The organism is Candidatus Accumulibacter sp. ACC005 (assembly GCF_907163215.1).
Taxonomy (GTDB): domain Bacteria; phylum Pseudomonadota; class Gammaproteobacteria; order Burkholderiales; family Rhodocyclaceae; genus Accumulibacter; species Accumulibacter regalis.
The window spans coordinates 78,077-103,164 of sequence record NZ_CAJQUB010000001.1 but is presented as its reverse complement, the minus strand read 5'-3'; the positions used below and the strand labels follow the sequence as shown (position 1 = coordinate 103,164).

Here is a 25,088-nt window from a genome sequence, read left to right as displayed (position 1 = left end):
ACCATGAAAATCGAATCCATCCGCCTCAAGAATTTCAAGGCCTTCCGCGATGTGCACTTGAAGGACATCCCGCCCTTTCTCGTCGTCGTGGGCGCCAACGGCACCGGAAAGTCCACCCTGTTCGACGTGTTCGGCTTCCTGCACGACTGCCTGCGAGGCAATGTCCGCCAGGCGTTGGACAAGCGCGGACGATTTTCGGAGGTGCTGAGCCGGGGCTGTGATCCGCAGAAGGACACGATACTGATCGAACTGCAATACCGCATGGAGATCACGAAGGTGGAGCGGTTGGTGACGTATTCGGTGGAAATCAGCGAGGAGAAGGGCTCACCCCTGGTGCTGAAGGAACTACTCCGTTACAAGCGGGGCCGCTACGGCAGCCCCTATCACTTTCTCAGCTTTGCCAAGGGCGAAGGCTACGCCATCACCAACGAGGAGGAATTCAATAAGCCCGACGAGGAACTGGACCGCGAAACGCAGAAAGTGGCGCCGGACACGCTGGCGATCAAGGGGCTGGGGCAGTTCGAGCGATTCAAGGCGGCCAGCGCTTTCCGAAGTCTGATCGAGAACTGGCACGTGTCGGATTTTCACATCAACTCGGCACGCGGCCGAAAGGACGCTGCGGGTGAAACCGAGCACCTGTCGGAATCGGGCGAGAACCTGCCACTGGTGGCGCGTTATCTGCACGAGCAACACCGGGAAACCTTCGCCAACATCTTGACCACCATGGCGCGGCGCGTGCCGGGTGTGTCAGCCGTGGAACCGAGACTGATGGACGACGGCTACCTGACCCTGCGCTTTCAGGATGGCTCCTTCAAGACACCGTTCCTGGACCGCTATGTGTCCGACGGCACGATCAAGATGTTCGCCTACTTGGTGCTGTTGCACGACCCCAAGCCCCATCCCCTGCTATGTGTGGAGGAGCCGGAAAACCAGCTCTATCCGCAACTCATGGCAGAACTGGCCGAGGAATTCCGCAGCTATGCCAATCGAGGCAGTCAGGTATTCGTCACCACGCATTCGCCGGACTTCCTGAATGCACTGCAACTGGAGGAGGTGTGCTGGCTGGTCAAGCAGCAGGGCTACACGGGCATCCATCGCGCCCAGGACAACCTGCAGATTGCGGCCTATGTCGCAGAAGGCGATCAGCTCGGTTACCTGTGGAAGCAGGGCTTCTTCGACGGGGCGGACCCATTATGATGGAATTGGTATTCCTGCTCGAAGAGCCCTCGGCCAAGGCCATGCTGGAGTCCTTGTTGCCGCGCCTTCTGAAGGAAGATATTCAGTACCGTTGCGTCCCGTTCGAGGGCAAGCAAGACCTGGAAAAGCAGCTGACGCGCAAGCTCCGCGGGTATCAGAACGAACAGGCGCGCTTTATTGTGCTACGGGATCAGGACAGCCATCCCGATTGCACGGCAGTCAAGGACAAATTGCGCGACCTGTGCGCACAATCAGGCAGAGCGGATCGTTGCCTGGTTCGAATCGCGTGTCGCGAACTGGAGACGTTCTATTTGGCCGATTTAAAGGCAGTCGAGCAAGCGCTGGCTATCGAGGGCCTCGCCACAAAACAGCTCCGCAGGAAATTCAGGGCACCCGATCGCTTGAGTAGCCCGAGCAAGGAACTGAAGGCACTGACGAACCAGCGCTATGAAAAGATCGTGGGTTCACGCGCCATCGGCCAGTATCTGGACATCGACAACGATCGCTCCAGCAGCTTCCGGACTTTGATTGCCGGCATCCGGCGCATGGAACACGAACTGCTCGAGTCAGAAGCATGAATACTTCCAGTCTCGTGCAGAAAGTCTGGAACTTCTGCCACACCTTGCGCGATGACGGGGTGGGTTATGGCGATTACCTCGAACAGCTCACCTACCTCCTGTTCCTGAAGCTTGCGCACGAATACGCGCGGGAGCCCTACAACCGCGACACCCGCATCCCCAAGGGCTACGACTGGCCCAGCCTCACCAGCAAGGTGGGCGAACCGCTGGAAGCGCATTACCTGGCCACGCTGCACAAACTGGGCCAGGAATCGGGCATGTTGGGCGCCATTTTCTTCAAGGCGCAGAACAAGATCCAGGATCCGGCCAAGCTCTCGCGCCTGGTGCAACTGATCGATGCGGAGAGCTGGATCAGCCTGGGTGCCGACACCAAGGGCGACCTGTACGAAGGCCTGCTGCAGAAGAACGCCGAAGACACCAAGAGCGGCGCGGGCCAGTACTTCACCCCGCGCGCGCTCATCGAAGCGATGGTGGCCTGCGTTCGGCCCGAGCCGATGAAGACCATTGCGGACCCGGCCTGTGGGACGGGCGGCTTCTTCCTGGGCGCCTACAACTGGCTGACTCGCCCCGGCGCCAAGCTGGACAAACGCCAGAAAGAGTTCCTGCGCGACAGGACATTTCACGGCAACGAGATCGTGCCCAACACGCGCCGCATGTGTTTGATGAATCTCTTCCTGCACAGCATCGGTGAACTCGATGGCGAACCCTTGGTAGAGCGCTCCGACGCCTTGATCACCGAGTCCAGGCTCAAGGTGGACTACGTGCTGGCCAATCCGCCCTTCGGCAAGAAGAGCAGCATGACCATCACCAACGAAGAGGGTGAGGAAGACAAGGAGGCGCTTACCTACGAGCGGCAGGATTTCTGGGAAACCACGTCGAACAAGCAGCTCAACTTTCTGCAGCACATCGTCAGCATGTTGAAGGTGGACGGTAAAGCGGCGGTGGTCTTGCCGGATAACGTGCTGTTTGAGGGCGGCGCTGGCGAGAAGATCCGCCGCAAGTTGCTGGAGAACTGCGATGTGCACACCGTGCTGCGGCTGCCTACGGGCATCTTCTACGCGCAAGGCGTGAAGGCGAACGTGGTGTTCTTCGATGCCAAGCCCAAAAACGGCCAGATCCACACCAAGGGGCTCTGGTTCTACGACTTGCGCACCAACAAGCATTTCACGCTGAAGACACGCACTCTCAAGCTGGACGACTTGCAGGATTTCATCACCTGCTACAACCCGGAAAACCGCCACGAGCGCGTCGCCACCGAACGTTTCAAGTTATTCAGCTACGAAGACTTGATGGCCCGTGACAAGGCCAGTCTCGATATCTTCTGGTTGAAAGACGACAGCTTGGACAAGCTCGACGATCTGCCGCCGCCGGATGTCTTGCAGCAGGAGATCATTGAGCACCTGGAGGCCGCATTGGCTTCATTTCGGGATGTCGCCGCCGGATTGCGGGGTAAGTGATGCACGGTGCTAGCGGTCCGTCGTCGGCATCGGGCTGGCAGTGAATGTGCTGAAGGTCCTGGCGTCTATACGGAGCGGTCGGACGGCGTTTCTCAATTATGGCCCGCCGGACGTTTCTGCTCTTGCCCTCGCCAGTACTCACATGCCCCGATAGCGAGTTTGTTTCCAGGAAACCACGCGCCACCAGACAAGAAGACCAACCCGTCATCGGGTTGGTCTTTTTTTTGCTTACTGGCGCGGGTTCGTGGGGAAGCCCGGGGACTTCGGTGATTCGCACGGCGACTGCGATCTGGCTGTTTTCACTCTCTCCTGGCCATTCTTCTGTCCGGCCTCCCACCCGTCGGCGACCAGAAGTCCACGAGCGCCTCCAACGCAACCATCGCCAATTGGCTGCCTTCGGCGGTTCGGGAACCCCCGTGATCGCCGCCGAGAAGTCTGGCCGGTACGCGCGAGTGATGGAACTCGGCCCGACGTACGTGGACACGATCGTCCGCCGCTGGCAGGACTATGCCGGCCCGAAAGCCAACCGCGAGTCTGATGGGGTGACGTTCGATGATCTGGCCAGCAAAGCAGTCGGCGTCTGCGGCGAATAGCGAAACATTCTCCGCGCCGATTGCGGTGAATATCTTGCCGCTTCGTAAAATGCCCGCCATAATCTCCGCATGACCAACGGCGATTACACCTACATCTGGCAGGCTCCCGATTGGCCGGCCTGGCGCTACGACCTGGCCGCTTTGGCCGGGCCGTTGGCCGACGCCAGCCGTGCCCAGGGTCTGCTCATTGGCCGACTGGCCGATGTCGGGATCGCACTGCGGGATCAGGCCAGCCTGACGACGCTGACCGAGGATGTTCTCAAGACCAGCGAAATCGAGGGTGAGCGCCTCGACGCCGAGTCCGTGCGCTCGTCGATCGCGCGCCGCTTGGGCGTGGACGTCGGAGCGCTGGCGCCAGTCGATCGCCACGTCGAAGGCGTGGTCGACATGGTGCTCGATGCGACGGCAGGCTGCGAGGTGGCACTGACACGAGAACGCCTGCTCGGCTGGCACGCGGCCCTGTTTCCGACCGGCTATAGCGGACTCTCCCCCATTCGCGTGGGAATGCTCCGGGACGACGGGAACGGACCGATGCAGGTCGTCTCCGGTGCCATCGGTCGGCAACGTGTTCACTTCGAAGCGGCTCCAGCAGAGAAACTCGAGGCCGAATTGGGGCGCCTCATCGACTGGGTGAACGCTGGCAGCGAAGATCACCCGATCCTGAAGGCGGGTCTGGGGCACCTGTGGTTCGTCACGCTCCACCCTTTCGACGACGGCAACGGGCGTATCGCGCGGGCGCTCGGCGACCTGCTGCTGGCCCGTGCCGATGGTAGTCCGCAACGGTTCTACAGTCTGTCGGCGCAAATCCAGCGCGAGCGGCGGGACTATTACGAAATCCTGGAGCGCACGCAAAAGGGTTCTCTCGAGGTGACGGACTGGCTGAGGTGGTTTCTCGATACCTTGCGGGGCGCGGTCAGCACCGCACAAGAGACCCTGGACGCCGTACTGGTCAAGACGCGCTTCTGGCAGCGCTGGGCCACGACACCGCTGAACGCGCGGCAGGTGAAACTCCTCAACCGCCTACTCGAGGGATTCGAGGGCAAACTGACCAGCAGCAAGTGGGCGGCCATCGGCAAGTGCTCACCGGATACCGCACTGCGCGAGATCAACGAACTGCTCGTCCTGGGTGTGCTGCGCAAGACGCCTGGCGGCGGACGTAGCACGGCATACGAACTCAACAGAGACGCCATTAACAATTCATGGTCGGAGATCGCCGGCTGCTGAGCTCAGGAAACGACGCTGCTCAAACGCAGCATCAGCGTCATCGGATGCGCCGGTGAAACCTGAAATCCGTAGTGCTCATAGAATTCCCTGGCCTGGTCATGGAGCGCGTGTACCAGCAAGGCTCTGACCCCGGCGTTCTGCGAAACGATCACCGCCCGCTTGACGGCATCTTGCAACAAGGAAGCGCCGAGCTTGATCCCCTGGGCGCGATGATCGACGGCGAGCCGGGCCAGCACCATCACCGGAACGGGGTCCGGCATATTGCGGCGCACTGAACTCGTGGCCATCTGACGCGAGACAGCACCTGCGGCCATGGCGTAGTAGCCGTAGATGCGGTGCTCCCGATCGGCCACGACAAACGTGCGGCTCGCCCCGCTCAACTGGTTGGCCATGGCCCGCCGTTTGAGCCACTCGTCGAGCACGGCTTCGCCGCACGCAAAGTCATCCAGACGATGGGCGGCCGACAGTGGCTGCGGCGGATTGAGTTGAAGGGTCATGCCTTGCTGGCGTCGGCTTCCCAGGGCGCCTTGACCGCCATCAGGCGCTCAAGTCCCGGATTGGCGTCCGGAGGCGCGTCAAGCAGGGCGGTGAACTGCCGGAACTTTTCGGCGTTGAGACTGAAAAAAACCTGATTGATCACCACCGCCTGCGCCTTGTCGCAGGCGGCTTCGAGCATGAAGTCCGAACGGTTCTTGCCGAGCAACTGAGCAGCGTGATCAATCAGGTCCCGCTGCTCGGGAAGTGCCCGCAGGTTGATGGCGGCATCGCGCATGAGTTTCTCCTTTTATGCATACACAACAGACACACTAATCGTATGGCGACGTGTATCTGTTGTCAATACACGACGAAGCCCGAGAGTGATGTGCAGGCGGACGCTGTTGTCGAAGCCGACGATGCAATCGGTGACGTCTCGGGTGGTCTCCGCAGGGTTGGCATAATTGCCCGGCCAGACACGCTCCCTCTTGAGATTCAGGACGAAGCGCTCCCTGACGACGTTGTCGCAGCAGGGAAGGCATCGCCAAGGCGATCACTTCGTGATCGCGCCGCCAGATCACCCCACCCGCATGCACGGCAAGCCACCAGTTTTGTCGGGAGGGATGCGGCCTCGTGCTGGCGTCTGCCGCCCGGGGCGCCTTGAGTGCCATGAGGCGCTTCAAGCTCAAGTCCGGGATTGGCGGCCGGTGGCGCTCGCCTGCCTCGCTCAGGCCTGCTTGCCGGCGACGACCGGGGCAGTGACGAAGCTGACCCCGAGTCGGAGCAGCGCGGCCTTGCCGCGGACGGTCAGATCGCTGATGAAACGAAACTGCTGCCGCGCGTCGATCGGATAAGCCTTCAAGCGGTAGTGCGTTCCCCAGGGCTTCTCGTGCACAACCACAATGATCGGGTCGTCAAAATAGAGGTAGGGGCTGGTCAGGGCGACGTCCTGCAGCACCAGACGTGCGGCCGCGGCATCGTGCGCCGGGTGAAGATAGAAATCAGCCACGCACTGGAGCTGGGGCTTACCGCAGTTGGCATTGAAAACCGGATCGTTCCACATCCGCAGGTGCGGGATGCTGACCTGCGTATCGTCCGGGGTGACGATTTGCACCGTGCGCATGCCGATATGCTTTACTTCGCCATAAATCCCGTTGATTTCGATCCAGTCGCCATTGCGATAGGGCATTTCGCCGACCACCACGACGCCGGCGATCAGGCTGCTGGCATAATCCTTCATGGCGAAACCGAGCGCCAGTCCGACCGTGCCGAGCAGGGCGACCATGTTCTGGAATGACGGCTCGATGATCCGCGGGACGAGCAGCATGAAAGCGACCACCAGGATGCCCAGGCGCAGCAGCGGCACCATCGCCAGCAGATAGAGTCGATGCGCGCCATGCAGCTGGTCGGCAAGCCACGGCACAAGCTTCTGCACAACGACGATCAGTAACGTCGCAACGGCAACGATCAGCAACAACTCCAGCAGCGTGCCGGTGTCCAGCGTATTGAAGAGTTTTGCCAGTTGAGGGGTTTCCATGCTCGGTGCCTCAGAATTCATCTTTCAAGAAGCCACGTCGGCGCAGGAACTCGCGGACCACGGCGTAGGCGGACGCGCTGATCTGCCAGCGCTCGCCGGCCAGGACAACGACGCCGAGGGCCTGCAGTTGCAGCAGGTGCGAGGCGATGCGATGCTCGGGTTGGGGCAGCAGCTCGGGCAGCACCGACACCGGCAAGCCATTGTGTAACAGCAACGCGTGCAGGATGAAGGCCATGCCTTCGCCTTTTTCCGCTGGCAAGGGAGGCTCCTGCACGCTCTCGCAGACCCAGACGATATCGGCATCGGGAGCGACAGCCTTTGCCCGCTGCACGGCGCGGTCCGCAGCGTCGGACACGTCCTGCTTCGAGTCAGGCTCCTGCTGTGCCGGCTGCTCCTGCTGCTCGGGGTGAGATCTCAGCAACGCCCGCCAGGAAGTCCAGGCGACGCCGATGTTGCCACGGCTGTGGACCGCGAGCTGATTGATCTCCGGGCTGACTGCCGACTCGTTCGGCCCGCATGCCAATTCAATCTCCTTGCCGGTCACGCTGTTGCAGAAGCGCAGACAGCCACCGTTCTCGCGCGAAACCAGGTCGGCCAGGTAGCGCGACAGGCGCGGCCCGTCGAAGGCCTGCAGGGTCAGCGCTTCCGGCTGCGGCAGCGGCCAGACCTCCTGCAGGTACGCCCAGGCCCAGCTGTCACACGCGATCACGCCGCGCCCCAGCGCCCCGCTCACCGCGTGGGCGAGCAAACGCCGCACGAGTCCGAGGCCATCGGCGTGGCGCAGATAGCAGTGTTCGAGGTTCGGCAGCATCCACAGACGCTCGCTCGTCGGCCACTCTTCGAGCCAGCGTTCATCGCCGCCAAGAATCTGCTCCACGCTTGGTGCCGCCACCGCGTGCACCCGGTGGCGGGCGGCCCAGTGGGCAAGGATCTCCGGATGACCGCTATGCGGCTGACCGATGACGAATCTGACCGGCATGATCGGTTTCCTGTCGGGCAACCAGTCGGCCAGGGCCAGGTCCAGCGCTGCCGCCGCACAACGCCAGTCAATCGGCTGCACGAGAGACTGCAAACGCGCACCCGACAGCGCCTGCAGATCCGCTTCGGCCTTCACCGGCGTCGGCTCTTCCCTGTCGCCAGCGCGGAAAAGCCGTTTCAAGGAGGCCCATTTTTCGAGTGCCGCGCTCGCCCCGACGGGATTCGGAACGCGGTAGTCGGCGAGCCGGACGAACTCCCACAGCGCGGGCGCCGATGCCTCATCCGGCTTCTGTGCTGGCGGATGATGGTCTATGATCATTGGCGGAGACGCTTCCCGCACCGATTCATTCACGATTTCTGTTCAACCCGAAGTGTTGTTGGAGGAATACATAATGGCAAACGAAGGCTATCACGAACCCGTTTCCGAACTCAGCGATGAAGCGCGCGACATGCATCGGGCCATCGTCTCGCTGATGGAAGAACTTGAAGCCGTGGATTGGTACAACCAGCGCATGGATGCCTGCAAGGATGCCGAGCTGCGCGCCATTCTCAAGCACAACCGCGACGAGGAGAAGGAGCACGCGGCGATGGTTCTCGAATGGATCCGCCGCCGCGACGCGGCCTTCGACAAGGAACTGCGCGACACGCTGTTCACCGACAAGAAACTGGATCACGACTGATCGCCGACGCGATCGCCCGCCTGCCAACGGCGCAACACGTGCCTCCCAGCGAGGGACCGAATAATGGACAAGACGCTTGACGTCATCATCATCGGCGCCGGATCTGCCGGCCTCGCCGCCCTGCGCGAAGTGCACAAGCGCAGCGAGAGCTTCCTGCTCATCAACGACGGCGCCTACGGCACGACCTGCGCGCGCGTCGGCTGCATGCCGTCCAAGGCGCTGATCGAAGCGGCCAACGCCTTTCACCGTCGGCACAGCTTCGACGCTTTCGGGATCCGCGGCGCCGCCGCGCTGAGCGTGGACGTGCCGGCGGTGCTGCGCCGCGTGCGCGCCCTGCGCGACGATTTCGTCGCCGGCACGCTCGCAGCGACCGACGAACTGGGCGAGCGCAGCCTGGCCGGCCGCGCCAGACTGCTCGATGCGCAGACGGTTGCCGTCGGCGAGCGCCGCTACCACGCCCGGCGGATCGTCATCGCCAGCGGCAGCCAACCGGTGATCCCGGACGCCTGGCGCGCCTTTGGCGATCGTATCGTGACCACCGACACGTTGTTCGAACTGGAAACGCTGCCGCGCCGAATGGCGGTCGTTGGACTCGGCGCAATCGGCATCGAGATCGCCCAGGCGCTGTCGCGCCTCGGCGTCGAAGTCACTGGCTTCGGCGCCAACCCGCGGCTTGCCGGGCTGAGCGACGAAGCGGTCGATCTCGCCCTGCGCGAGCTGCTGGACAAGGAATTCGCCTTCCACACCAGCGCAAGCGCCGAGTTGTCGCCGGCCGCTGACGGCATCGAAGTGCGCAGCGGTGCCGTGCGCGTCGTTGCCGACCAAGTGATCGCCGCCATCGGCCGGCGTCCGAACGTCGCTGGCCTCGGCCTCGAAACGCTCGGCGTCGAACTCGACGCGCGCGGCATGCCGCCGGTAAACCCCAACACCCTGCAGATCGCCGACCTGCCGATCTTTCTGGCCGGAGACGCCAACGGCCGGGCGGCCCTGCTGCACGAGGCCGCCGACGAAGGCCACATCGCCGGCATCAACGCCATGGCTACCGAGCTGCGCTGCTTCCGCCGCCGCACACCGCTGGCGATCGTCTTCGCCGACCCCAACGTCGCCGTCGTCGGCCAGCGCTTCGCCGACCTCGACGCAGCGCAGCTGGTGATCGGCCAGGCGAGCTTCAAGCGCCAGGGCCGGGCGCGAACCGCCCAGCACAACAAGGGCCTGATGCGCCTCTATGCCGACCGCAACAGCGGCCGGCTGCTCGGTGGCGAGATGTGCGTACCGGCCGGCGAGCACATGGCGCACGTGCTGGCGCTGGCCATCGAACGCGAGCTGAGCGTGCAGGAGCTGCTGCGCCTGCCCTTCTACCACCCGGTGCTGGAGGAAGGCATGCGCGGCGCGCTGCGCGATTTGTCTGCCCAGTTGCCCGCGGGCAGCGATTCCGACCTCGCGTCCTGCGGCGCGTACAAGGTCGAGGCGCTGGACTGAGGCCCAGCGTCGCCGGGCAACGACAGGGCGTGCCAACGCCCACCAACAGGAGAACCCGCCATGCTCTTCCATGATTGCAAGTTTGCCCCCAGTCCCCGCCTGGTACGCGTGTTCATCGCCGAAAAGGGACTCGACGTCCCGAGCCGCGAGGTGGACCTGCGCAACGGCGAACACCTCTCGCCGGAATACCGCGCGATCAACCCCTACTGCACCGTTCCCGTGCTCGAACTCGACGACGGTACGCGACTGACCTCGTCGCAGGGCTGCTGGCGCTATCTCGAAGAGACCGTTCCCAATCCGCCGCTGCTCGGCACGACGCCGACGGAAAAAGCGCTCATCGCCGATCTCGTGTGGCACATCGAGAACGACGGCTGGCAGGCAATGACCGAGGCCGTGCGCAATTCACTGCCGGGGATGAAGGACCGGGCATTGACCGGCGCCGATAACTACGCACAAATCCCGGCGCTCGGCGAACGCGGCAAGCTGCGCAGCGAACGCTTCCTCGCCCGCCTCGACGGACTGCTCGCCGGACGCGACTACCTCGCCGGCGATCGCTTCAGCGCGGCCGACATCACGGCCATGGTGCTCGTCGATTTCGCCGGCTGGCTGAAAATCGCCCTGCCTGCCGACGCCGCCAACGCCCAGCGCTGGTACGCGGCGGTCAGCGCCCGGCCAAGCGCCGGGCGGTAAAAGCCACACGCTCCAGCGCCGACAAGTGTGCCGGACTCTTCTGCGCCTTGTCGCTGCGGCGGCAGAGGAGTGAGACGATGGCACCGGATCGCCGCGTCGGCTACCCCTCCTCGCAATGACGGTGGGTGCCCTGCACGCGCCGGCACGCGACCCGGTACAATTCGCCCTTTTCGCTCGTCACTCCTCGTCACTGACCGCCACCACTTGCCGCTCGCCGGCGGCAGCTCGCCGCCCGCTCGGGCAAATCGGCTGGCGTCGATGCGCCGAGCGCTTCGGAGCCTGCATGGACATCGTCATCTCACCCCTTGCCGCCGCCGACGTCGAAGCGGTCGCCGCACTCGCACGCCGCGTCTGGCAGCACACCTACCTGGGAATCATCAGCCAGGAACAGATCGACTACATGCTCGATCAACGCTATCGAGCGCAGCGGGTGAACGACGAGTTGGGCATGGCCACGGTGTGGTGGGACCAGCTGACCGTCGATGGCCAGCTGGCGGGCTTTGTTTCCTGCCTGCTCACCGGAACGCCCGGCGAGATGAAGCTCGACAAGCTCTACGTCGACCCGCAGCGACAGCGCCTGGGAATCGGTCGTCGCCTGGTCGAACGGGTGGTCGCGCGGGCCCTCGAAAATGCTTGCGAAACACTGATCCTGGCCGTGAACAAGGGCAACAGCAACGCCATAGCCGCTTACCGGAAGCAGGGCTTCAGCATCCGTGACTCGGTCAGCGTCGATATTGGCGGCGGATTCGTGATGGACGACTTTATAATGGCCCGGTCATTGCTCGCGCCTGCCACCGGACCTCAACAACCATGAAGCTGACATTCGTCAAGATGCACGGACTGGGCAACGACTTCGTCGTCCTCGACGGTATTCGTCAGTCGATCGCGCTGACCCCGGCGCAGCTGCGCTTGCTCGCCGACCGCCACTTCGGCGTCGGCTGTGACCAGATTCTGCTCGTTGAAGAAGCTCGCCAGCCGGACGTCGATTTTCGCTATCGCATCTTCAACGCCGACGGCAGCGAAGTCGAGCAATGCGGCAACGGCGCTCGCTGCTTCGTACGTTTCGTTCATGAGCAGGGGCTGAGCGCGAAAAGCGAAATCCGCGTCGAAACCCTCTGCGGAGTCATCGTCCCGCGCCTCGAGGACGACGGCACGGTGAGCGTCGACATGGGCGTGCCGGTCCTCGCGCCGGCCAGGATTCCATTCCTCAGCGCCAGTGACGACCTGGTCCAGACGCTGCGCATCGCCGACCATGAAATCGCCATCACCGCCGTCGGCATGGGCAACCCGCACGCCGTACAACTGGTCGACGACGTCGCCACGGCAGCGGTCGAGCACGAGGGACCCCTGATCGAACGACACCCGTGCTTTCCGCAGCGCGTCAACGCCGGCTTCATGCAGGTGGTCGACCGGCAGGCGATTCGCCTGCGCGTTTTCGAACGCGGCGCCGGCGAAACACTGGCCTGCGGCACCGGCGCCTGCGCCGCCGTGGTCGCCGGCATCAGCCGCGGCCTGCTCGATTCGCCGGTACGCGTCGAAACGCGTGGCGGCATGCTCAACATCGCCTGGAACGGCCTCGGCACACCCGTGCTGATGACCGGCCCCGCAGTCACCGTATTCAAGGGAGAAATCGAAGTATGAAATCCAGCGAAGTCGCAGAGTACCTGCACACCAACCCGCAGTTTTTCGAAGAGCACTCGGATCTGATGGCCAACATGGTCGTTCCGCACCCGCATGGTGGGCGAACGATCTCGATCACCGAGCGCCAGATGCTCGCGCTGCGCGACAAGAACAAGCAGCTCGAAAGCAAGATGGGCGAGCTCTTGCAGTTCGGCGAGGAAAACGACGCGATCAGCGAGAAGATGCACCGCCTGGCGGTGGGCATGATCGCCGCCAACAGCTTCCAGGCGGTCCTGCACACGCTGAACTTCCACCTGCGCGACGATCTCGCCGTTCCGCACGTCGCCGTGCGCCTCTGGGACCGCCCGGCCGAAAGCGAGGAATTGCCCGAGTTCACCGAGGTCAGCGAGAAACTGCAGGCGTTTGCGGAAACGCTGGCGCAGCCCTACTGCGGGTCGACCACCGGCTTCGAAACCTCGTCGTGGTTCGGCGAAGCGTCCTTGCACATTCGCTCGCAGGCGCTGATCGCCATGCGCAACGGCGGCGGCACGATGGGCATGATCGCCATGGGCAGCGAGGATGGCGAACGCTTCTACAGCGGCATGGGGACGATCTACCTCGAGCGCCTCGGCGAGATGGCGTCGGCGGCGCTGGCGCGCGTCCTGCGCTGAAAGCATGGAAGTGTCCGCCGCCACGGCCAGCGAGCGTAGTGCCAGCATCGGCGCCTACCTCGACGAACTGGCCCAGCAGCGGCGGCTGTCACCGCACACGGTCGACAACTACCGGCGCGACCTGCACTCGCTCTGCCGCCTGATCGGCGAACTGCCTGGATCGGGCAGCGGAGGACCGTCAGACACCCGCTCCGACCTCGCCTTCGACGCCATCCAGACGCATCACATCAGGCGCTTCGTCGCCCAGCTGCACACCCATGGCCTCGGCGGCCGCTCGCTCGGGCGTACGCTCTCCGCCTGGCGCGGCTTCTACCGCTGGCTGGGGCAGCAAGGGTCGGCAACGCACAACCCGGTGGACAGCGTGCGCCCGCCGAAAAGCCCCAAGGCGCTGCCCAGGACGCTTTCCCCCGACGAGGCCAGTCGCCTGCTCGAAACGGGCGACGAAAGTCCGCTGGCGATTCGCGACCAGGCGATGTTCGAGCTCTTCTACTCCTCCGGCCTGCGCCTGGCCGAACTCGCGGCGCTCGATCTGTCGTGCCTCGAAGACCTGCTGGCCGGCGAAGTGCGCGTCCTCGGCAAGCGCAGCAAGCTGCGCATCGTGCCGGTCGGCCGCAAGGCCCGGGAAGCGGTTGCGGCATGGGTCAGTCAACGCCCACGACTGGCCAGCAGCGACGAAGCCGCTCTCTTCGTCGGACAGCGCGGCCAGCGTCTCGGCGTGCGCATGATCCAGTTGCGACTGGCGCGGCGCGGTCTGGCGCAAGGCCTACCGGCACGCGTCCACCCGCACATGCTGCGCCACTCGTTCGCCTCGCACGTCCTGCAATCATCGGGCGACCTGCGCGCCGTCCAGGAAATGCTCGGCCACGCCAGCATCGCCTCGACGCAGGTCTACACGCACCTCGACTTCCAGCATCTGGCGGCGGTCTATGACAAGGCGCACCCGCGCGCCAAACGCAAGGACGATCCCGCGTAACACCACGTCGGCTTGAGTCAGCGCGAGCGCCACCAGCGACAGAGCAGCCAGCCGTAGATACCGACGTTGACGACGATCACCACCGCCGCCAGAACAAACTGGATGTCACGGGTCAGCCCAACCGGATAGATGATCGGCAGCAGGTAGTGCTCGATGAAGCTGCCGGCGTAACCGGCCTCGCCGGCGGCCTGCCGCCAGGCGTTCTCCAGCGGCGTCAGCGGGCAAATCCCGCCACTCAGTTCGATGAAGGCTCCCCAGCACGCTGCCGGCAGATGGACCACTGCGAGCCTCGGCCAGCGCAGCGCCAGCCCACCGCCAAGAATAACGAAAACGATGAACAGCAGATGCGCGAAAACGACAGCGTCTGCCAGCAGGCGGTAGCTCATGGCCAGGGCCCCCTTCCTGCCGTTCAGAAGTTGTCGTTGAAGCCGCGGATCAGGCGCCGGGCCTTCTTGGTCGGTCGCCCGCGCAGGTCGCTGCCGGGGACCGGCGCGAGGCGCCTGGCCTCCTGTTGCGCGAGTCGGCGCTCGCGGCTCTCGGTTGTCTCCGCGTAGAGCTGTTGCGCTTCCGGTGCCGGGCGACGCTGTGCGTTCAGGCCACGCACGACGACGTTCCAGACGCTGTCGCCGACGACGATTTCGAGGCTCTCGCCGACGTGCAGCTCGCGCGCCGCCTTTACCGCCTGACCGGCCAGCCGGACATGGCCGGCTGCGATCGCCTGCGCCGCCAGCGAGCGCGTCTTGTAGAAGCGCGCCGCCCACAGCCACTTGTCGATGCGCATCCGTTCCGCGCTGCCGGGCTCGCCAGTGCCGGTCATGGCTACTCCCGCGTCGGCCGCTTGCCGAGCTTGCGCTGCAGCGTCCGGCGGTGCATTTTCAGGGCGCGTGCGGTGGCCGAGATATTCCCCTGCTGCTCGGCCAGAACGCGCTGGATGTGCTCCCACTCGAGCCGGTCGACCGACAGGGGCGAGCCGGCTACCGGCGTCGCCGCGTCGCCCGCGCTGCTCTTGTTGAGCGCCGCGACGACCTGATCGGCGTCACAGGGTTTGGCCAGGTAATGCAGGGCGCCGAGCTTGATCGCCTCGATGGCGGTGGCGATGCTGGCGTAGCCGGTGAGCATCACCACGCGCGTGTTGGGGTCCAGCTCGATCAGTTTCTCGATGAGCACCAGCCCGGAGGAACCCGGCATTTTCAGGTCGACGACGGCATACTCGGGCGGCTGCTCGAGCGCGCTGACCAGCGCTGCATCGACGCTCGCCGCAACGCTCACCGCGTAGCCGCGGCGTTCGAGGGCACGCGCCAGGACGCGGCGGAAAACATCGTCGTCGTCGACCAGCAGCAGCGTCGAGCGCTCGTCGTCAGGCAGTTTCGGCATTCTCTCGGACATCGGGTCAGCTTTCAGTGTTGCGCTTTCAGGCGGGCCAGGGGCAGGGTGACGCGGGTGCAGGCGCCGCCGGGCGGCTGCTGGCGGTTGAGGAGTTCCACCCTGCCCCCCAGGCGTTCGAGCGTGGCGTTGGTCAGAAACAGACCGATGCCAAGGCCACCGGAACGCTCACCGCCGTCGACCTTGGTGGTGAAGAAGGCTTCGCCGACGCGCTGCATCGCCTCGCCAGCGAGCCCCGAACCGGCGTCGAGAATCTCGATCCGGCAGGCGTCGGCATCCCAGGACGCGGAGAAGCGTAGCACTTCCTGGCCGGCGCCGTTGGCGTCGGCAGCGTCGGCGGCGTTATCGAGCAGGTTGAGAAGCGCTTGCGCGAGGGTGCGGTCGGCGGCGATCAGGGGCGCCGGCTGCGCGCCTTGCCAGCTCGCGCTGAGCCGCGCGTGCGGGCGAATCAACTGCCATTCGTCAAGCACGTGCTGCAGGTAGGCGTCGAGCGCCAGCGCGCCGAGGCTGTCCTCGCGGCCGTGTCCGGACGAAGCCAGGATCTGCGAAATCGTCTGCTTGCAGCGGTCGACCTGTTCGCGCAGCAGCAGCAGGTCTTCGCGCAGCTCGGCGTCGCCGCTGCCGTGGTTCAGTTCCAGCTCGCGGATGACCACCGCCATCGTCGCCAGCGGCGTCCCCAACTGGTGCGCCGCGCCGGCGGCCAGGGTGGCCAGCGAGAGAATCTGCTCGTCGCGCAGAACCGCTTCGCGCGCCGCGGCGAGTTCGCGTTCGCGCTGCTTGAGCGCGGCGGCCATGCGCGTCAGAAAGAAGGCGACGACGCCAACGCTGATCACGAAGTTCAACCACATGCCGAGAATGTGCAAGGCAAAGCCGCTGCCGTGGATGGCGTGCTCGGTCGCGCCACCGGTGGCGCGGGCGAGCAGCGCGTCGAACTGGGCGAGATCGCCCTGCGGCGGCGGCAGCGGCAGCTTCCAGAAGATCAGAAAGGTGTACGCGGTCAGCGTCACCACCGCCATGGCCCAGGCGTAGCGGGCCGGGAGCATCGCCGCGGCCAGCGTTGGCGGCAGCAGGAACAGCGAAACGAAGGGGTTGGCCGAACCACCGGCAAAATAGAGCAGGACGCCGAGGGCGCCGGCGTCGATCGCCAGATGAACGAAGACTTCGCCCTCGCTCGCCGGGCCACCGCGGTCCAGGCGCCAGCGGGTGAGCAGGTTGACGGCAGCGAGCAGGGCGATGACCAGCATCATCGGCGCGACGTCGAGCGGTATCTTCAGCCAGGCCACCGCCAGCAGCAAGACCACGGACTGGGTGAGCACCTCGATGCGCCGCAGCACAAGCACACGGGTCAGCGGATTCGTGCTGCCGGGCATGAAAGCCGGCGCCTGCCTGTGCTTCCCGTCTAGCGCCCGAGTGGCTTGAGACATCGTGGTTGGCAGCGCTTCAGAGGAGTCGAAAACTGCGATTCTACGCCTAGCCCCGTGGCTTGACCCAGGCTGCGGCGATCTGACGCACGCGTGCCAAAACCCTCGCCACTCTTTGGCCACTCGTCGGGAGAATCCGGACCGAGCCGCCGGCGCCATCGAAGCCTGCAAAAATAACCACGCCACGCTATTTTGTTGCGAATGATTCTCATGTATATTGCACCCTGTGCACGCGGAGCCTTGCCTCTGGTGCACTGCACTGACGGCGACAACGCTCCCGGAGCCTCGCCGTCTTTTCGTGAACGCTCGAACGTATTCGCAGCTCTACAGACGCACTCGCAGGAAGGTGGCAGACGACATGAATGGCGCATTGGAATTGATTTCCCTTTTTGACCTTCCCCAGGGTCACGAAGGTACGGTGAGCGGCGGCAACGTTGCCGCCGCTGGCGGCGACGCTGCTCGCGAGCTGGCGCTGCGGCTGTACGAAATCGGCTTCGTCGACGGCGAGCGAGTACGCGTCGTCGCACGTGGCTTTCCGGGTGGCGAGCCGATTGCCGTACGCGTCGGCGGCACGATCTTCGCCTTGCGCCGCTTCGAAGCCGAGCGGGTGCTGGTCGCTCCGCTGCGCAACGGGCGGGCGAAGCCATGAGCAGTACCGGCGAAGCAGCACTGAGCCTTGTCCTGCTGGGCAACCCGAATTGTGGCAAGACCGCGCTGTTCAACCTGCTCACCGGCAGCCGGCAGAAGGTCGCCAACTATCCGGGGGTCACCGTAGACCGCAAGGAGGGGCAACTGACGACCCCGGCCGGCCGGCAATTTCGCCTTCTCGACCTGCCCGGCGCCTACAGCCTCAACGCCGCCAGCATCGACGAGGAAATCACCCGTGACGTGGTCCTCGGCGCCCTCGCCGGCGAACAGCGCCCGGACATGATCGTCTGCGTCAGCGACGCCACCAACCTCAAGCTCAACCTGCGCCTGGTGCTCGAGGTGAAGCGCCTGGGATTGCCAATGATGCTGGCGCTGAACATGACCGACCTGGCGCGCAAGCGCGGCATCACCATCGACGTCGCCGCGCTGCAGCGCGAACTGGACATGCCGGTGGTCAACACCGTCGCCGTCCGACGCGGCGGCGCCAGCGACCTGCTCGCCGAGCTCGAATCCGCCGTGCCCGCGAAGCCACCCGGGCACGCCGGCGCACGGCCACCGGCGGCTGCCTGGCTGGCGCCAGATGCGGCCGACGTGACCGCCACGCAGCGCGAGGTGCGCCGGATTCTCGCCGCCTGCGTCCGCGAGCCGGCGATCGACACGCGCTTCGACGAGCGCATCGATCGCGTCGTGCTGCACCCGGTGTGGGGGCTGCTGATTCTGGCGGCCACTCTCTTCCTGATGTTCCAGGCGGTATTCAGCTGGGCCAGGCTGCCGATGGAGATGATCACCGCCGGCGTCGGCGCATTCGGCGAATTCCTCGGCACCCATATGCCGGAAAGCCTGCTGCGCAGCCTGCTCGTCGACGGCATCGTCGCCGGCGTCGGCGGCGTGCTCGTCTTCCTGCCACAGATCCTGATTCTCTTCCTGTTCATTCTGGCGCTTGAGGACTCGGGCTATCTGCCGCGTGCGGCGTTTCTCCTCGACCGCCTGATGGGGACCGTCGGCCTGTCCGGGCGTTCGTTCATCCCCCTGCTCTCGAGCTTCGCCTGCGCCATTCCCGGGATCATGGCCGCGCGCACGATCAGCAACTGGCGCGACCGCCTGGCGACGATCATGATCGCACCGCTGATGACCTGCTCGGCGCGCCTGCCGGTCTACGCGCTGATCATCGGCGCCTTCATTCCGCAGACGATGGTCGGCGTCTTCAACCTGCAGGGCCTGGTATTGTTCGCTCTTTACGTCGCCGGCGTGGTCAGCGCGATGGCCGTCGCCGCGGTGCTCAAGATGACGGTCAGCAAGGGCCTGCAGCATCCACTGCTGCTGGAACTGCCTTCGTACCGTCTGCCGCACGGCCGCAATCTGCTGCTCGGCCTGCTCGAACGCGCGAAAATCTTCCTGCTCCGCGTCGGCAACATCATTCTCGCGTTGACCGTTCTGCTGTGGTTCCTGTCGACCTTTCCCGGCGCGCCGGAAGGCGCCAGCGGCCCGGCGATCCAGTACAGCTACGCCGGCATGCTGGGACAGGCGCTCGAAGTGATCTTCGCCCCGATCGGCTTCAACTGGCAAATCTCGATCGCCCTGGTTCCCGGCATGGCGGCGCGTGAAGTAGCGGTCGGAGCGCTCGGCACGGTCTATGCCCTCTCGGCGACCGGCGACGACGTGGCCGGACAGCTCGGCCCGCTACTGGCCGCGAGCTGGTCGCTGCCGACGGCGTTCTCGCTGCTCGCCTGGTTCGTTTTCGCCCCGCAGTGCCTGGCCACGCTCGCCGCCGTCAAGCGCGAGACCAACTCGTGGCGCTACCCGCTGCTGATGGCCGGCTATCTGTTCACCCTGGCCTACCTCGCGTCGTTCGTTACCTACCGGGTGGCACTCGTCCTGACCGGGGGCGGCCATGCTTGAGGATATGATTGTATACGCCGCAGTCGCCTGCGCCGGCCTCTACTCTGGCTGGCGACTGCTCCCCACAGCGGCGCGTTTCTCGCTTGCCGAGCACGCGGCGAGGCTGGCGCAGGGCATGGGCCTTGCGAAAACCGATCCCGACGCCGTGCGCCGGCGCGCCGCTGCCCGAGCAAGAAGCTCCTGTGGCGGCTGCAGCGGCTGCGCCGGCAAGACAGGACCGCAGCCCGTACTGTTCATCAACAGGAAGGATTCGTAGCATGCGATCTCACCATCACTCCCGCCAGGCGGCGCTCGCCATCCTGCTGCTCGGCTCGATCCTCGCCCAGCCCTGGTCGGCAATGGCTGCCACGGCGACTGGCGACCCGGCGAGCGAACGGCAAGACGAGTTGGAAAGCGAGGGCGGGCCGGCGCGCGAGGCGACGATGAGCGGGAGTGCTGACGGCGCTGCGCCCGACTGGCAGGAAAGCACGCTCAGCGGCGACTGGAACGGCGCGCGCCAGCGCCTTTACGACGCCGGCGTCGGGCTCGAACTCCTCTATACCGCCGACTACCTGCGCAACAACAGCGGCGGCCTCAAACGCGGCGGTGGCTACATGGGTCACGTCGACCTGATCGTGCACCTCGACGGCGAAAGGCTGCTCGGCTGGCAGGGCGGAATGGCGTACCTGCAAGTGATCGCTAACAGCGGCGCGCGCGTCAACCTCAAAGACGTCGGCAGCCTGATGGGGGTCGACAACATCGAAGCGCCGGTCAACCGCAGTGGCATTTTCCAGGCCTGGCTGCAGCAGTCCTTCGCCGACGACAAGGCGTCGCTGCGCCTTGGCCTCTATCCGATCGACTCCGAGTTCTACGTCACCGATTCGTCAAGCGTGTTTCTGCATCCGTCGTTCGGAATGTCCGCCGAGGCGGGCGACTTCGGCACCCTGGCCGGCCCGTCGATCTATCCGACCAGCACCTGGGGCGCCCGTCTGCGAGTCGATCCCGACCCGGCCTGGTACGCGATGCTGGCCCTCACCCGCGGCGTTCCAACCGATCGTGCAGCAAGCGCCGGCCCGAACATCAGTTGGCAACAGGGCAGCGGCAGCATGCTCATCGGTGAAGTCGGCCTGCGGCCGGCCGAGCTGGGCGTGCAGCTCGGCGATACCGCTTCGGTGGCCAACGCGGCCGACGGCTTCGCACCGATCAGCAAGCTGGCCCTTGGCGCCTGGCGTTTCACGCCGCAGTTCCCCGAGCTGGTCGCCGTCGATGCAGCAGGAGACGCGAAAATCACGACGCACTGGGGCGCCTACGCTCTTGGCGAACAGACCCTCTATCGAGTCCCCGATTCCAGTCGCCATCTGAGCGCCTTCCTGCGCTACGGGGTGACCGACGGCAAGACCAACAACATCGATTACTCGCTCAGCGCCGGCATCTCCTGGCAGGGCGTCTTCGCCGGCCGCGAAGACGACGTGTTCGGCATCGCGGCGACGCGCGCGCACGTCGGCCCGCAGGGACGGCAACTGCTCGCGGCCGACCTCGACACACCGCTGTCGTCGAGCAGTGAAACGGTCGTCGAAGTGACTTACAAGGCGCAGCTGGCGCGCGGCGTGATCGTGCAGCCGCTGATCCAGCGCATCCTCAATCCGGGGCTGTCGCTACCCGACGCCACCGTCGCCGGGGCACGCCTGCAACTGGCTTTCTGATCGCTGCCGGCGCGCAGACACGGGTCGGCAAGCGCACGTCAGCGCAACACGACCGTTTCCCCGGCCTGCGCCGAAACCAGTCGCGACAGGGCGGCCATCAGTTCCTCGCCGCCGCGGGTATCCTGCCAGCAACTGCCGTCCCAGCGGTAATGAAAACCGCCCGACCGGGCTGCCACCCAGACTTCCCTGGCCGAGTTGTGGCGGTTGACGATGATCTTGCCGCCGTCGGCGAACTCGATTTCGAGCACGCTGTCGCCGACCATTTCGAAGTCCAGATCGGCGCCGCTGCGTTCCAGTCCCGCCTCGATCTCCTGCAGCGCTGCGTCGGCAAGCGCGTTGAATTCGCTATCATTCATCCTGTGCTAACATTTCCCGTTTTGGCGATTCGACCTATGCGGCATTATCTTGCGCTGGCTTTGCTGGCAACCACCACGCTCGCCGGCTGCGGCAGCCGAGGATCACTGACGCTCCCCCCGCAACCGGTGGCCATGACACCCCCGCCAAGCCCGGCGGCGGCTGCCGACGATTCTAGCACGGTGCCCGCGAGCGCCGAGAAGCCGAGCAAATGACGCCCGATCCGCTGACCCCATTGACTCCATTCCACACCTGCAACGGCGTGCTGCACGCCGAGTCGGTGCCGCTCAGCGACATTGCAAGCGAGTTTGGCACGCCGTGCTGGGTCTACTCGCGGCAGGCGCTGGAGAGCGCTCTCGACGAGTTCCAGCACGAACTGGCCGGGCTTGACGCACTCGTCTGCTACGCCGTCAAGGCCAACTCCAACCTCGCCGTGCTCGACGTCCTGGCGCGCCGTGGCGCCGGCTTCGACATCGTCTCGGCAGGCGAACTCAAGCGCGTCCTCGCCGCCGGTGCCGATCCGCAGCGCATCGTTTTCTCGGGTGTCGGCAAGACCGCCGCCGAAATGGAACTGGCGCTGAACACCGGCATCCTGTGCTTCAACGTCGAATCGGCCCCCGAACTCGAGCGCCTGAACGCCGTCGCCGGCAGGCTCGGGAAGAGCGCGCCGATCAGCCTGCGTGTCAATCCCGACGTCGACGCCGGCACACACCCCTACATCTCCACCGGCCTCAAGGAAAACAAGTTCGGCGTCGCCTACGACGAAGCGCGGGCGCTCTACCGACAGGCCGCCGCCCTGCCGCACATCGACGTCAGCGGCATCGACTGCCATATCGGCTCGCAACTGCTCGACGCGGCGCCCTTTGCGGAAGCGCTCGACAAGCTGCTGGTGCTGGTCGACCAACTGGCCAGCGACGGCATCGCCCTGCACCACATCGACCTCGGCGGTGGCCTCGGCATCCGCTATAGCGACGACGACGTGCCGACCAGCGTCCACGCCTACCTGCAACCCCTGCTCGCAAGGCTGCGGGGCCGGCCACTGCGCATCCTGCTCGAACCCGGCCGCCGCCTGGTCGGCAACGCCGGCGTCCTGCTCACCCGCGTCGAGTATCTCAAGCCTGGTGAAGTCAAGAACTTCGCCATCGTCGACGCGGCAATGAACGACCTCGCCCGGCCGGCGCTGTACGGCTCATGGCACGACATCGTCCCCGTGGCCGCACGTGCAGGCGATGCCGCCAAATGGGAAATCGTCGGCCCGATCTGCGAATCCGGCGATTTTCTCGCGCACGGCCGCCAACTGACGCTCGCCGAAGGCGACCTGCTGGCCATACTCTCCGCCGGCGCCTACGGCATGGCCATGAGTTCGAACTACAACACCCGCCCGCGCGCGGCCGAAGTCATGGTCGACGGCGCGCAAGCGCACCTCGTCCGCCGCCGCGAAAGCGCCGAAGCGCTGTATGCGCTGGAGCAACGCCTGCCCTGACGGCACGCCACGGGAAGGCGGCAGCCCGCTCGCAATGACGGGGGCGGGGGCGGGGAATTGCTTCGCTAGCCTGTCCACCCTGTCTCCGGGATGCGCAGGCGCCAACGATCAGACCAGCAGGCCGTTCTGATAGTCGAGAACGGCCTGCTCGATTTCGTCGCGGCTGTTCATCACGAAGGGGCCGTACTGGACCACCGGCTCACGCAGGGGGCGGGCAGCGAGTAGCAGAAACGCGGCAGCACCGTCGTCGGCACTCACTTCGAGCCGTTCAACCACCTCGGCAGGCGACAGAATGCCGGCCTCGTGCGCCGCCAGGGCGCGCCGCTCATCGCTGGCGCCGACGCCAAGCCGCCCCTCGTAGGGATAGAGGAAAGCGTTGTGGCCGGCCGGCAACGGTTGCGCGAAAGACGTTCCGGCGGGCAGGCGCACGTCGAGGAACAGCGGTTCGGTGCTGATGCCCTGGATCGGTCCAGCGATGGTCTGCGCGCCGACGGTCAGCGCGCCGGCAATGACCTTGACCTCGACGCCGCCCGCCAGCATGACCCGCGGAATCGCTTCCGACGGGATGTCGCGATAGGCCGCCGGCTTCATTTTTTCGCGCGCCGGCAGGTTTATCCACAGCTGGAAGCCGCGCATGCGGCCGCTCTGCTGCTGTGGAATCTCCGAGTGGATGATGCCGCGCCCAGCGGTCATCCATTGCGCACCGCCGCTGCGCAGGTCACCGCGGTTACCGAGATGATCCTCGTGCAGCATGTGGCCGTCGAGCATGTAGGTGACGGTTTCGAAACCACGATGCGGATGATCGGGAAAGCCGGCAATGTAGTCGTCGGCGTTCTCGGACGAGAACTCGTCGAGCAGCAGAAAGGGGTCGAGGCGGAGGTTAGGGGCGTGGCCAAGACTGCGCCGGAGTTTGACGCCGGCGCCGTCCGAGGTGGGGATGGAGCGGATCACTTGTTGCAGGTTACGGGTGTTCATGGGGCCTCCTGTTTGGCGGGAGAAGGGTCGGGGAAGTCGGCAACGCCGAGCTCCGTTGCGTATGCCCTCATTTGACTATTTACCCTTAAGATAAAAAAGAACAATATTTCGCTACTTTTTATCTATTCATTGGATACATGCCCGAGACTCCGCATATCACCCTCGAACAATGGCGAGCCCTGATCGCCGTCGTCGATGCCGGTGGCTACGCGCAGGCGGCAGAGGTTCTGCACAAGAGCCAGTCGGCGGTGACCTACGCGGTGCAGAAGATAGAATCGCTGCTCGGCCTCAAGGCTTTCGCGATCCAGGGACGCAAGGCGGTGCTGACGCCGACCGGGCAGATGCTCTACCGACGCGCGCTGGCCTTGGTCGACGAAGCCAGGGACCTGGAAGCTGCCGCGCTTGCCCTGTCGGCTGGCTGGGAGGCGGAGATTCACCTGGCAGCGGAAATCCTCTTCCCGACCTGGCTACTGCTCGATTGCCTGGCGCGCTTCGGCGCCGAGAGCCCGCGCACGCGTATCACGGTGATCGAATCGGTGCTTGGCGGTACGACCGAGGCGCTGCTCACCGGCCAGGCCGACCTGGCGATTGCGCCGCAGACACCGCCCGGCTTTCTCGGCGACCCCTTGTTGCAGATGCCGGTCGTCGCCGTCGCCCATCGTGACCACCCGCTGCACGGGCTCGGGCGAGAACTCGGCGCGCGTGATCTGCGCGCGCACCGCCACGTACTGGTCAGCGACACCGGCGCGACCCGCGATCGGCGGACGCTATCGGTGGAGGTGGACCAGCGCTGGACAGTCAGCCAAATGGCGAGCTCGATTCAGGCGATACGCATGGGCTACGGCTTCGCCTGGTTGCCGCTTGAGCACATCCGCGACGAGCTGGCGAGCGGACTGCTCAAAGCGCTGCCACTGCGCGCGGGGCGTGAACGGCTGGTGCCACTATATCTGGTTCTCGCGGATACTGATTTTGCCGGTCCGGGCGTGCGCCGCCTGGCCGGGATCATTCGTGAAACGGTCGCCACGCGTTGTTCGACGGAGCCGGGCAAGTCGCCCTGATCAGGGTCGGCGCGCACAGCCGGGCGGCAATCGC

29 protein-coding genes and 1 pseudogene are annotated in these 25,088 nt (G+C 65.2%); 19 read left to right on the top strand and 11 right to left on the bottom strand.

The window, feature by feature from the left end:
- Positions 1–3: 3 nt before the first annotated feature.
- The 5 genes from QZ613_RS00505 to QZ613_RS00485 all read left to right on the top strand — a co-directional run bounded on the left by QZ613_RS00505 (position 4) and on the right by QZ613_RS00485 (position 5,049).
- The gene (locus QZ613_RS00505; RefSeq protein WP_043567556.1) at positions 4–1,197 is read left to right on the top strand and encodes an AAA family ATPase; all 1,194 of its coding nucleotides are present in this window, start codon (positions 4–6) and stop codon (positions 1,195–1,197) included.
- Positions 1,194–1,775, top strand: a complete 582-nt coding sequence (locus tag QZ613_RS00500; RefSeq protein ID WP_043567558.1) for a DUF4276 family protein — start codon at positions 1,194–1,196, stop codon at positions 1,773–1,775. The genes QZ613_RS00505 and QZ613_RS00500 overlap by 4 nt, the downstream gene beginning before the upstream one ends.
- A complete protein-coding gene (locus tag QZ613_RS00495; protein WP_043567560.1) occupies positions 1,772–3,232 on the top strand; it encodes a class I SAM-dependent DNA methyltransferase in 1,461 nt (486 codons plus the stop codon). Before QZ613_RS00500 ends, QZ613_RS00495 begins: the two co-directional genes overlap by 4 nt.
- A 416-nt stretch (positions 3,233–3,648) precedes the next feature.
- Entirely contained in the window at positions 3,649–3,825 is a 177-nt protein-coding gene (locus QZ613_RS00490; protein ID WP_291865159.1) for a hypothetical protein, read from the top strand.
- Between the two features lie 69 nt (positions 3,826–3,894).
- Positions 3,895–5,049 carry a Fic family protein gene (locus QZ613_RS00485; protein WP_043567564.1) on the top strand — a complete coding sequence of 385 codons (1,155 nt, stop codon included), beginning with the start codon at positions 3,895–3,897 and terminating at the stop codon, positions 5,047–5,049.
- Between the two features lie 2 nt (positions 5,050–5,051).
- On the opposite strand, the gene QZ613_RS00480 is transcribed toward QZ613_RS00485, so the two are convergent.
- The 5 genes and pseudogenes from QZ613_RS00480 to QZ613_RS00460 form a co-directional block, all read right to left on the bottom strand.
- Complete coding sequence (locus tag QZ613_RS00480) at positions 5,052–5,546, bottom strand: GNAT family N-acetyltransferase (RefSeq protein ID WP_043567565.1); 495 nt, start codon at positions 5,544–5,546, stop codon at positions 5,052–5,054.
- Positions 5,543–5,821, bottom strand: coding sequence for a DUF1778 domain-containing protein (locus QZ613_RS00475; RefSeq protein ID WP_043567566.1), 279 nt, complete (start codon positions 5,819–5,821; stop codon positions 5,543–5,545). Before QZ613_RS00475 ends, QZ613_RS00480 begins: the two co-directional genes overlap by 4 nt.
- 12 nt (positions 5,822–5,833) lie before the next feature.
- Positions 5,834–6,055 (bottom strand): annotated as a pseudogene (locus QZ613_RS00470) (hypothetical protein); the annotation flags it as partial.
- 195 nt (positions 6,056–6,250) lie between these two features.
- Positions 6,251–7,060, bottom strand: coding sequence for a mechanosensitive ion channel domain-containing protein (locus QZ613_RS00465; RefSeq protein ID WP_043567567.1), 810 nt, complete (start codon positions 7,058–7,060; stop codon positions 6,251–6,253).
- Positions 7,061–7,070: 10 nt separating this feature from the next.
- Positions 7,071–8,357: a hypothetical protein gene (locus tag QZ613_RS00460; protein WP_043567568.1), complete on the bottom strand. Its 1,287-nt coding sequence runs from the start codon at positions 8,355–8,357 to the stop codon at positions 7,071–7,073.
- A 73-nt stretch (positions 8,358–8,430) separates the two neighbouring features.
- On the opposite strand from QZ613_RS00460, the gene QZ613_RS00455 reads away from it, so the two are divergent.
- From QZ613_RS00455 to xerC, 7 genes are all read left to right on the top strand, one after another.
- Positions 8,431–8,718 (top strand): encapsulin-associated ferritin-like protein, encoded by a 288-nt coding sequence (locus tag QZ613_RS00455; protein WP_043567570.1) that lies wholly within the window; start codon positions 8,431–8,433, stop codon positions 8,716–8,718.
- Positions 8,719–8,781: 63 nt separating this feature from the next.
- A complete protein-coding gene (locus tag QZ613_RS00450) occupies positions 8,782–10,197 on the top strand; it encodes a dihydrolipoyl dehydrogenase (RefSeq protein WP_043567572.1) in 1,416 nt (471 codons plus the stop codon).
- A gap of 60 nt (positions 10,198–10,257) precedes the next feature.
- A complete protein-coding gene (locus QZ613_RS00445) occupies positions 10,258–10,887 on the top strand; it encodes a glutathione S-transferase (protein WP_043567574.1) in 630 nt (209 codons plus the stop codon).
- 283 nt (positions 10,888–11,170) lie between these two features.
- Complete coding sequence (locus QZ613_RS00440) at positions 11,171–11,701, top strand: GNAT family N-acetyltransferase (RefSeq protein WP_043567641.1); 531 nt, start codon at positions 11,171–11,173, stop codon at positions 11,699–11,701.
- Positions 11,698–12,528, top strand: coding sequence for a diaminopimelate epimerase (gene dapF, locus QZ613_RS00435; protein WP_043567575.1), 831 nt, complete (start codon positions 11,698–11,700; stop codon positions 12,526–12,528). Before QZ613_RS00440 ends, dapF begins: the two co-directional genes overlap by 4 nt.
- On the top strand, positions 12,525–13,178 hold the full coding sequence (locus QZ613_RS00430) for a DUF484 family protein (protein ID WP_043567577.1): 654 nt from the start codon (positions 12,525–12,527) through the stop codon (positions 13,176–13,178). Before dapF ends, QZ613_RS00430 begins: the two co-directional genes overlap by 4 nt.
- Before the next feature lie 4 nt (positions 13,179–13,182).
- Positions 13,183–14,151 (top strand): tyrosine recombinase XerC, encoded by a 969-nt coding sequence (gene xerC, locus QZ613_RS00425; RefSeq protein WP_043567580.1) that lies wholly within the window; start codon positions 13,183–13,185, stop codon positions 14,149–14,151.
- Positions 14,152–14,168: 17 nt separating this feature from the next.
- Here the strand turns inward: xerC and QZ613_RS00420 are convergent, their stop codons facing one another.
- Genes QZ613_RS00420 through QZ613_RS00405 form a run of 4 tightly spaced genes read right to left on the bottom strand, consistent with a single transcriptional unit; the run spans position 14,169 to position 16,904 of the window.
- On the bottom strand, positions 14,169–14,537 hold the full coding sequence (locus tag QZ613_RS00420; protein ID WP_043567582.1) for a DUF2784 domain-containing protein: 369 nt from the start codon (positions 14,535–14,537) through the stop codon (positions 14,169–14,171).
- 23 nt (positions 14,538–14,560) lie between these two features.
- Complete coding sequence (locus tag QZ613_RS00415; RefSeq protein WP_043567583.1) at positions 14,561–14,968, bottom strand: RNA-binding S4 domain-containing protein; 408 nt, start codon at positions 14,966–14,968, stop codon at positions 14,561–14,563.
- Between the two features lie 2 nt (positions 14,969–14,970).
- Complete coding sequence (locus QZ613_RS00410; protein ID WP_043567585.1) at positions 14,971–15,537, bottom strand: response regulator transcription factor; 567 nt, start codon at positions 15,535–15,537, stop codon at positions 14,971–14,973.
- Positions 15,538–15,548: 11 nt separating this feature from the next.
- Complete coding sequence (locus tag QZ613_RS00405; RefSeq protein ID WP_043567587.1) at positions 15,549–16,904, bottom strand: ATP-binding protein; 1,356 nt, start codon at positions 16,902–16,904, stop codon at positions 15,549–15,551.
- A 409-nt stretch (positions 16,905–17,313) separates the two neighbouring features.
- On the opposite strand from QZ613_RS00405, the gene QZ613_RS00400 reads away from it, so the two are divergent.
- Genes QZ613_RS00400 through QZ613_RS00385 form a run of 4 tightly spaced genes read left to right on the top strand, consistent with a single transcriptional unit; the run spans position 17,314 to position 21,184 of the window.
- Positions 17,314–17,604 (top strand): FeoA family protein, encoded by a 291-nt coding sequence (locus QZ613_RS00400; protein WP_043567588.1) that lies wholly within the window; start codon positions 17,314–17,316, stop codon positions 17,602–17,604.
- Entirely contained in the window at positions 17,601–19,502 is a 1,902-nt protein-coding gene (locus QZ613_RS00395; protein ID WP_043567589.1) for a ferrous iron transporter B, read from the top strand. Before QZ613_RS00400 ends, QZ613_RS00395 begins: the two co-directional genes overlap by 4 nt.
- A 4-nt stretch (positions 19,503–19,506) precedes the next feature.
- The gene (locus tag QZ613_RS00390; protein ID WP_291868555.1) at positions 19,507–19,758 is read left to right on the top strand and encodes a hypothetical protein; all 252 of its coding nucleotides are present in this window, start codon (positions 19,507–19,509) and stop codon (positions 19,756–19,758) included.
- A 1-nt stretch (position 19,759) separates the two neighbouring features.
- A complete protein-coding gene (locus QZ613_RS00385) occupies positions 19,760–21,184 on the top strand; it encodes a carbohydrate porin (protein ID WP_043567592.1) in 1,425 nt (474 codons plus the stop codon).
- 38 nt (positions 21,185–21,222) lie between these two features.
- Here QZ613_RS00385 and cyaY read toward each other — a convergent pair whose 3' ends face one another.
- Positions 21,223–21,540 (bottom strand): iron donor protein CyaY, encoded by a 318-nt coding sequence (cyaY, locus tag QZ613_RS00380; RefSeq protein ID WP_043567593.1) that lies wholly within the window; start codon positions 21,538–21,540, stop codon positions 21,223–21,225.
- A gap of 36 nt (positions 21,541–21,576) precedes the next feature.
- Between cyaY and QZ613_RS21010 the strand changes: the two genes are divergently transcribed.
- Both QZ613_RS21010 and lysA read left to right on the top strand, forming a co-directional pair.
- A complete protein-coding gene (locus tag QZ613_RS21010; RefSeq protein WP_363319482.1) occupies positions 21,577–21,753 on the top strand; it encodes a lipoprotein in 177 nt (58 codons plus the stop codon).
- The gene (gene lysA, locus QZ613_RS00375; RefSeq protein WP_291868548.1) at positions 21,750–23,021 is read left to right on the top strand and encodes a diaminopimelate decarboxylase; all 1,272 of its coding nucleotides are present in this window, start codon (positions 21,750–21,752) and stop codon (positions 23,019–23,021) included. The genes QZ613_RS21010 and lysA overlap by 4 nt, the downstream gene beginning before the upstream one ends.
- Before the next feature lie 108 nt (positions 23,022–23,129).
- Here lysA and QZ613_RS00370 read toward each other — a convergent pair whose 3' ends face one another.
- Complete coding sequence (locus tag QZ613_RS00370; RefSeq protein ID WP_043567596.1) at positions 23,130–23,996, bottom strand: pirin family protein; 867 nt, start codon at positions 23,994–23,996, stop codon at positions 23,130–23,132.
- 137 nt (positions 23,997–24,133) lie between these two features.
- Here QZ613_RS00370 and QZ613_RS00365 point away from each other — a divergent pair, with 137 nt between their 5' ends.
- On the top strand, positions 24,134–25,054 hold the full coding sequence (locus tag QZ613_RS00365) for a LysR family transcriptional regulator (RefSeq protein WP_043567598.1): 921 nt from the start codon (positions 24,134–24,136) through the stop codon (positions 25,052–25,054).
- The last annotated feature ends 34 nt before the right edge of the window (positions 25,055–25,088 follow it).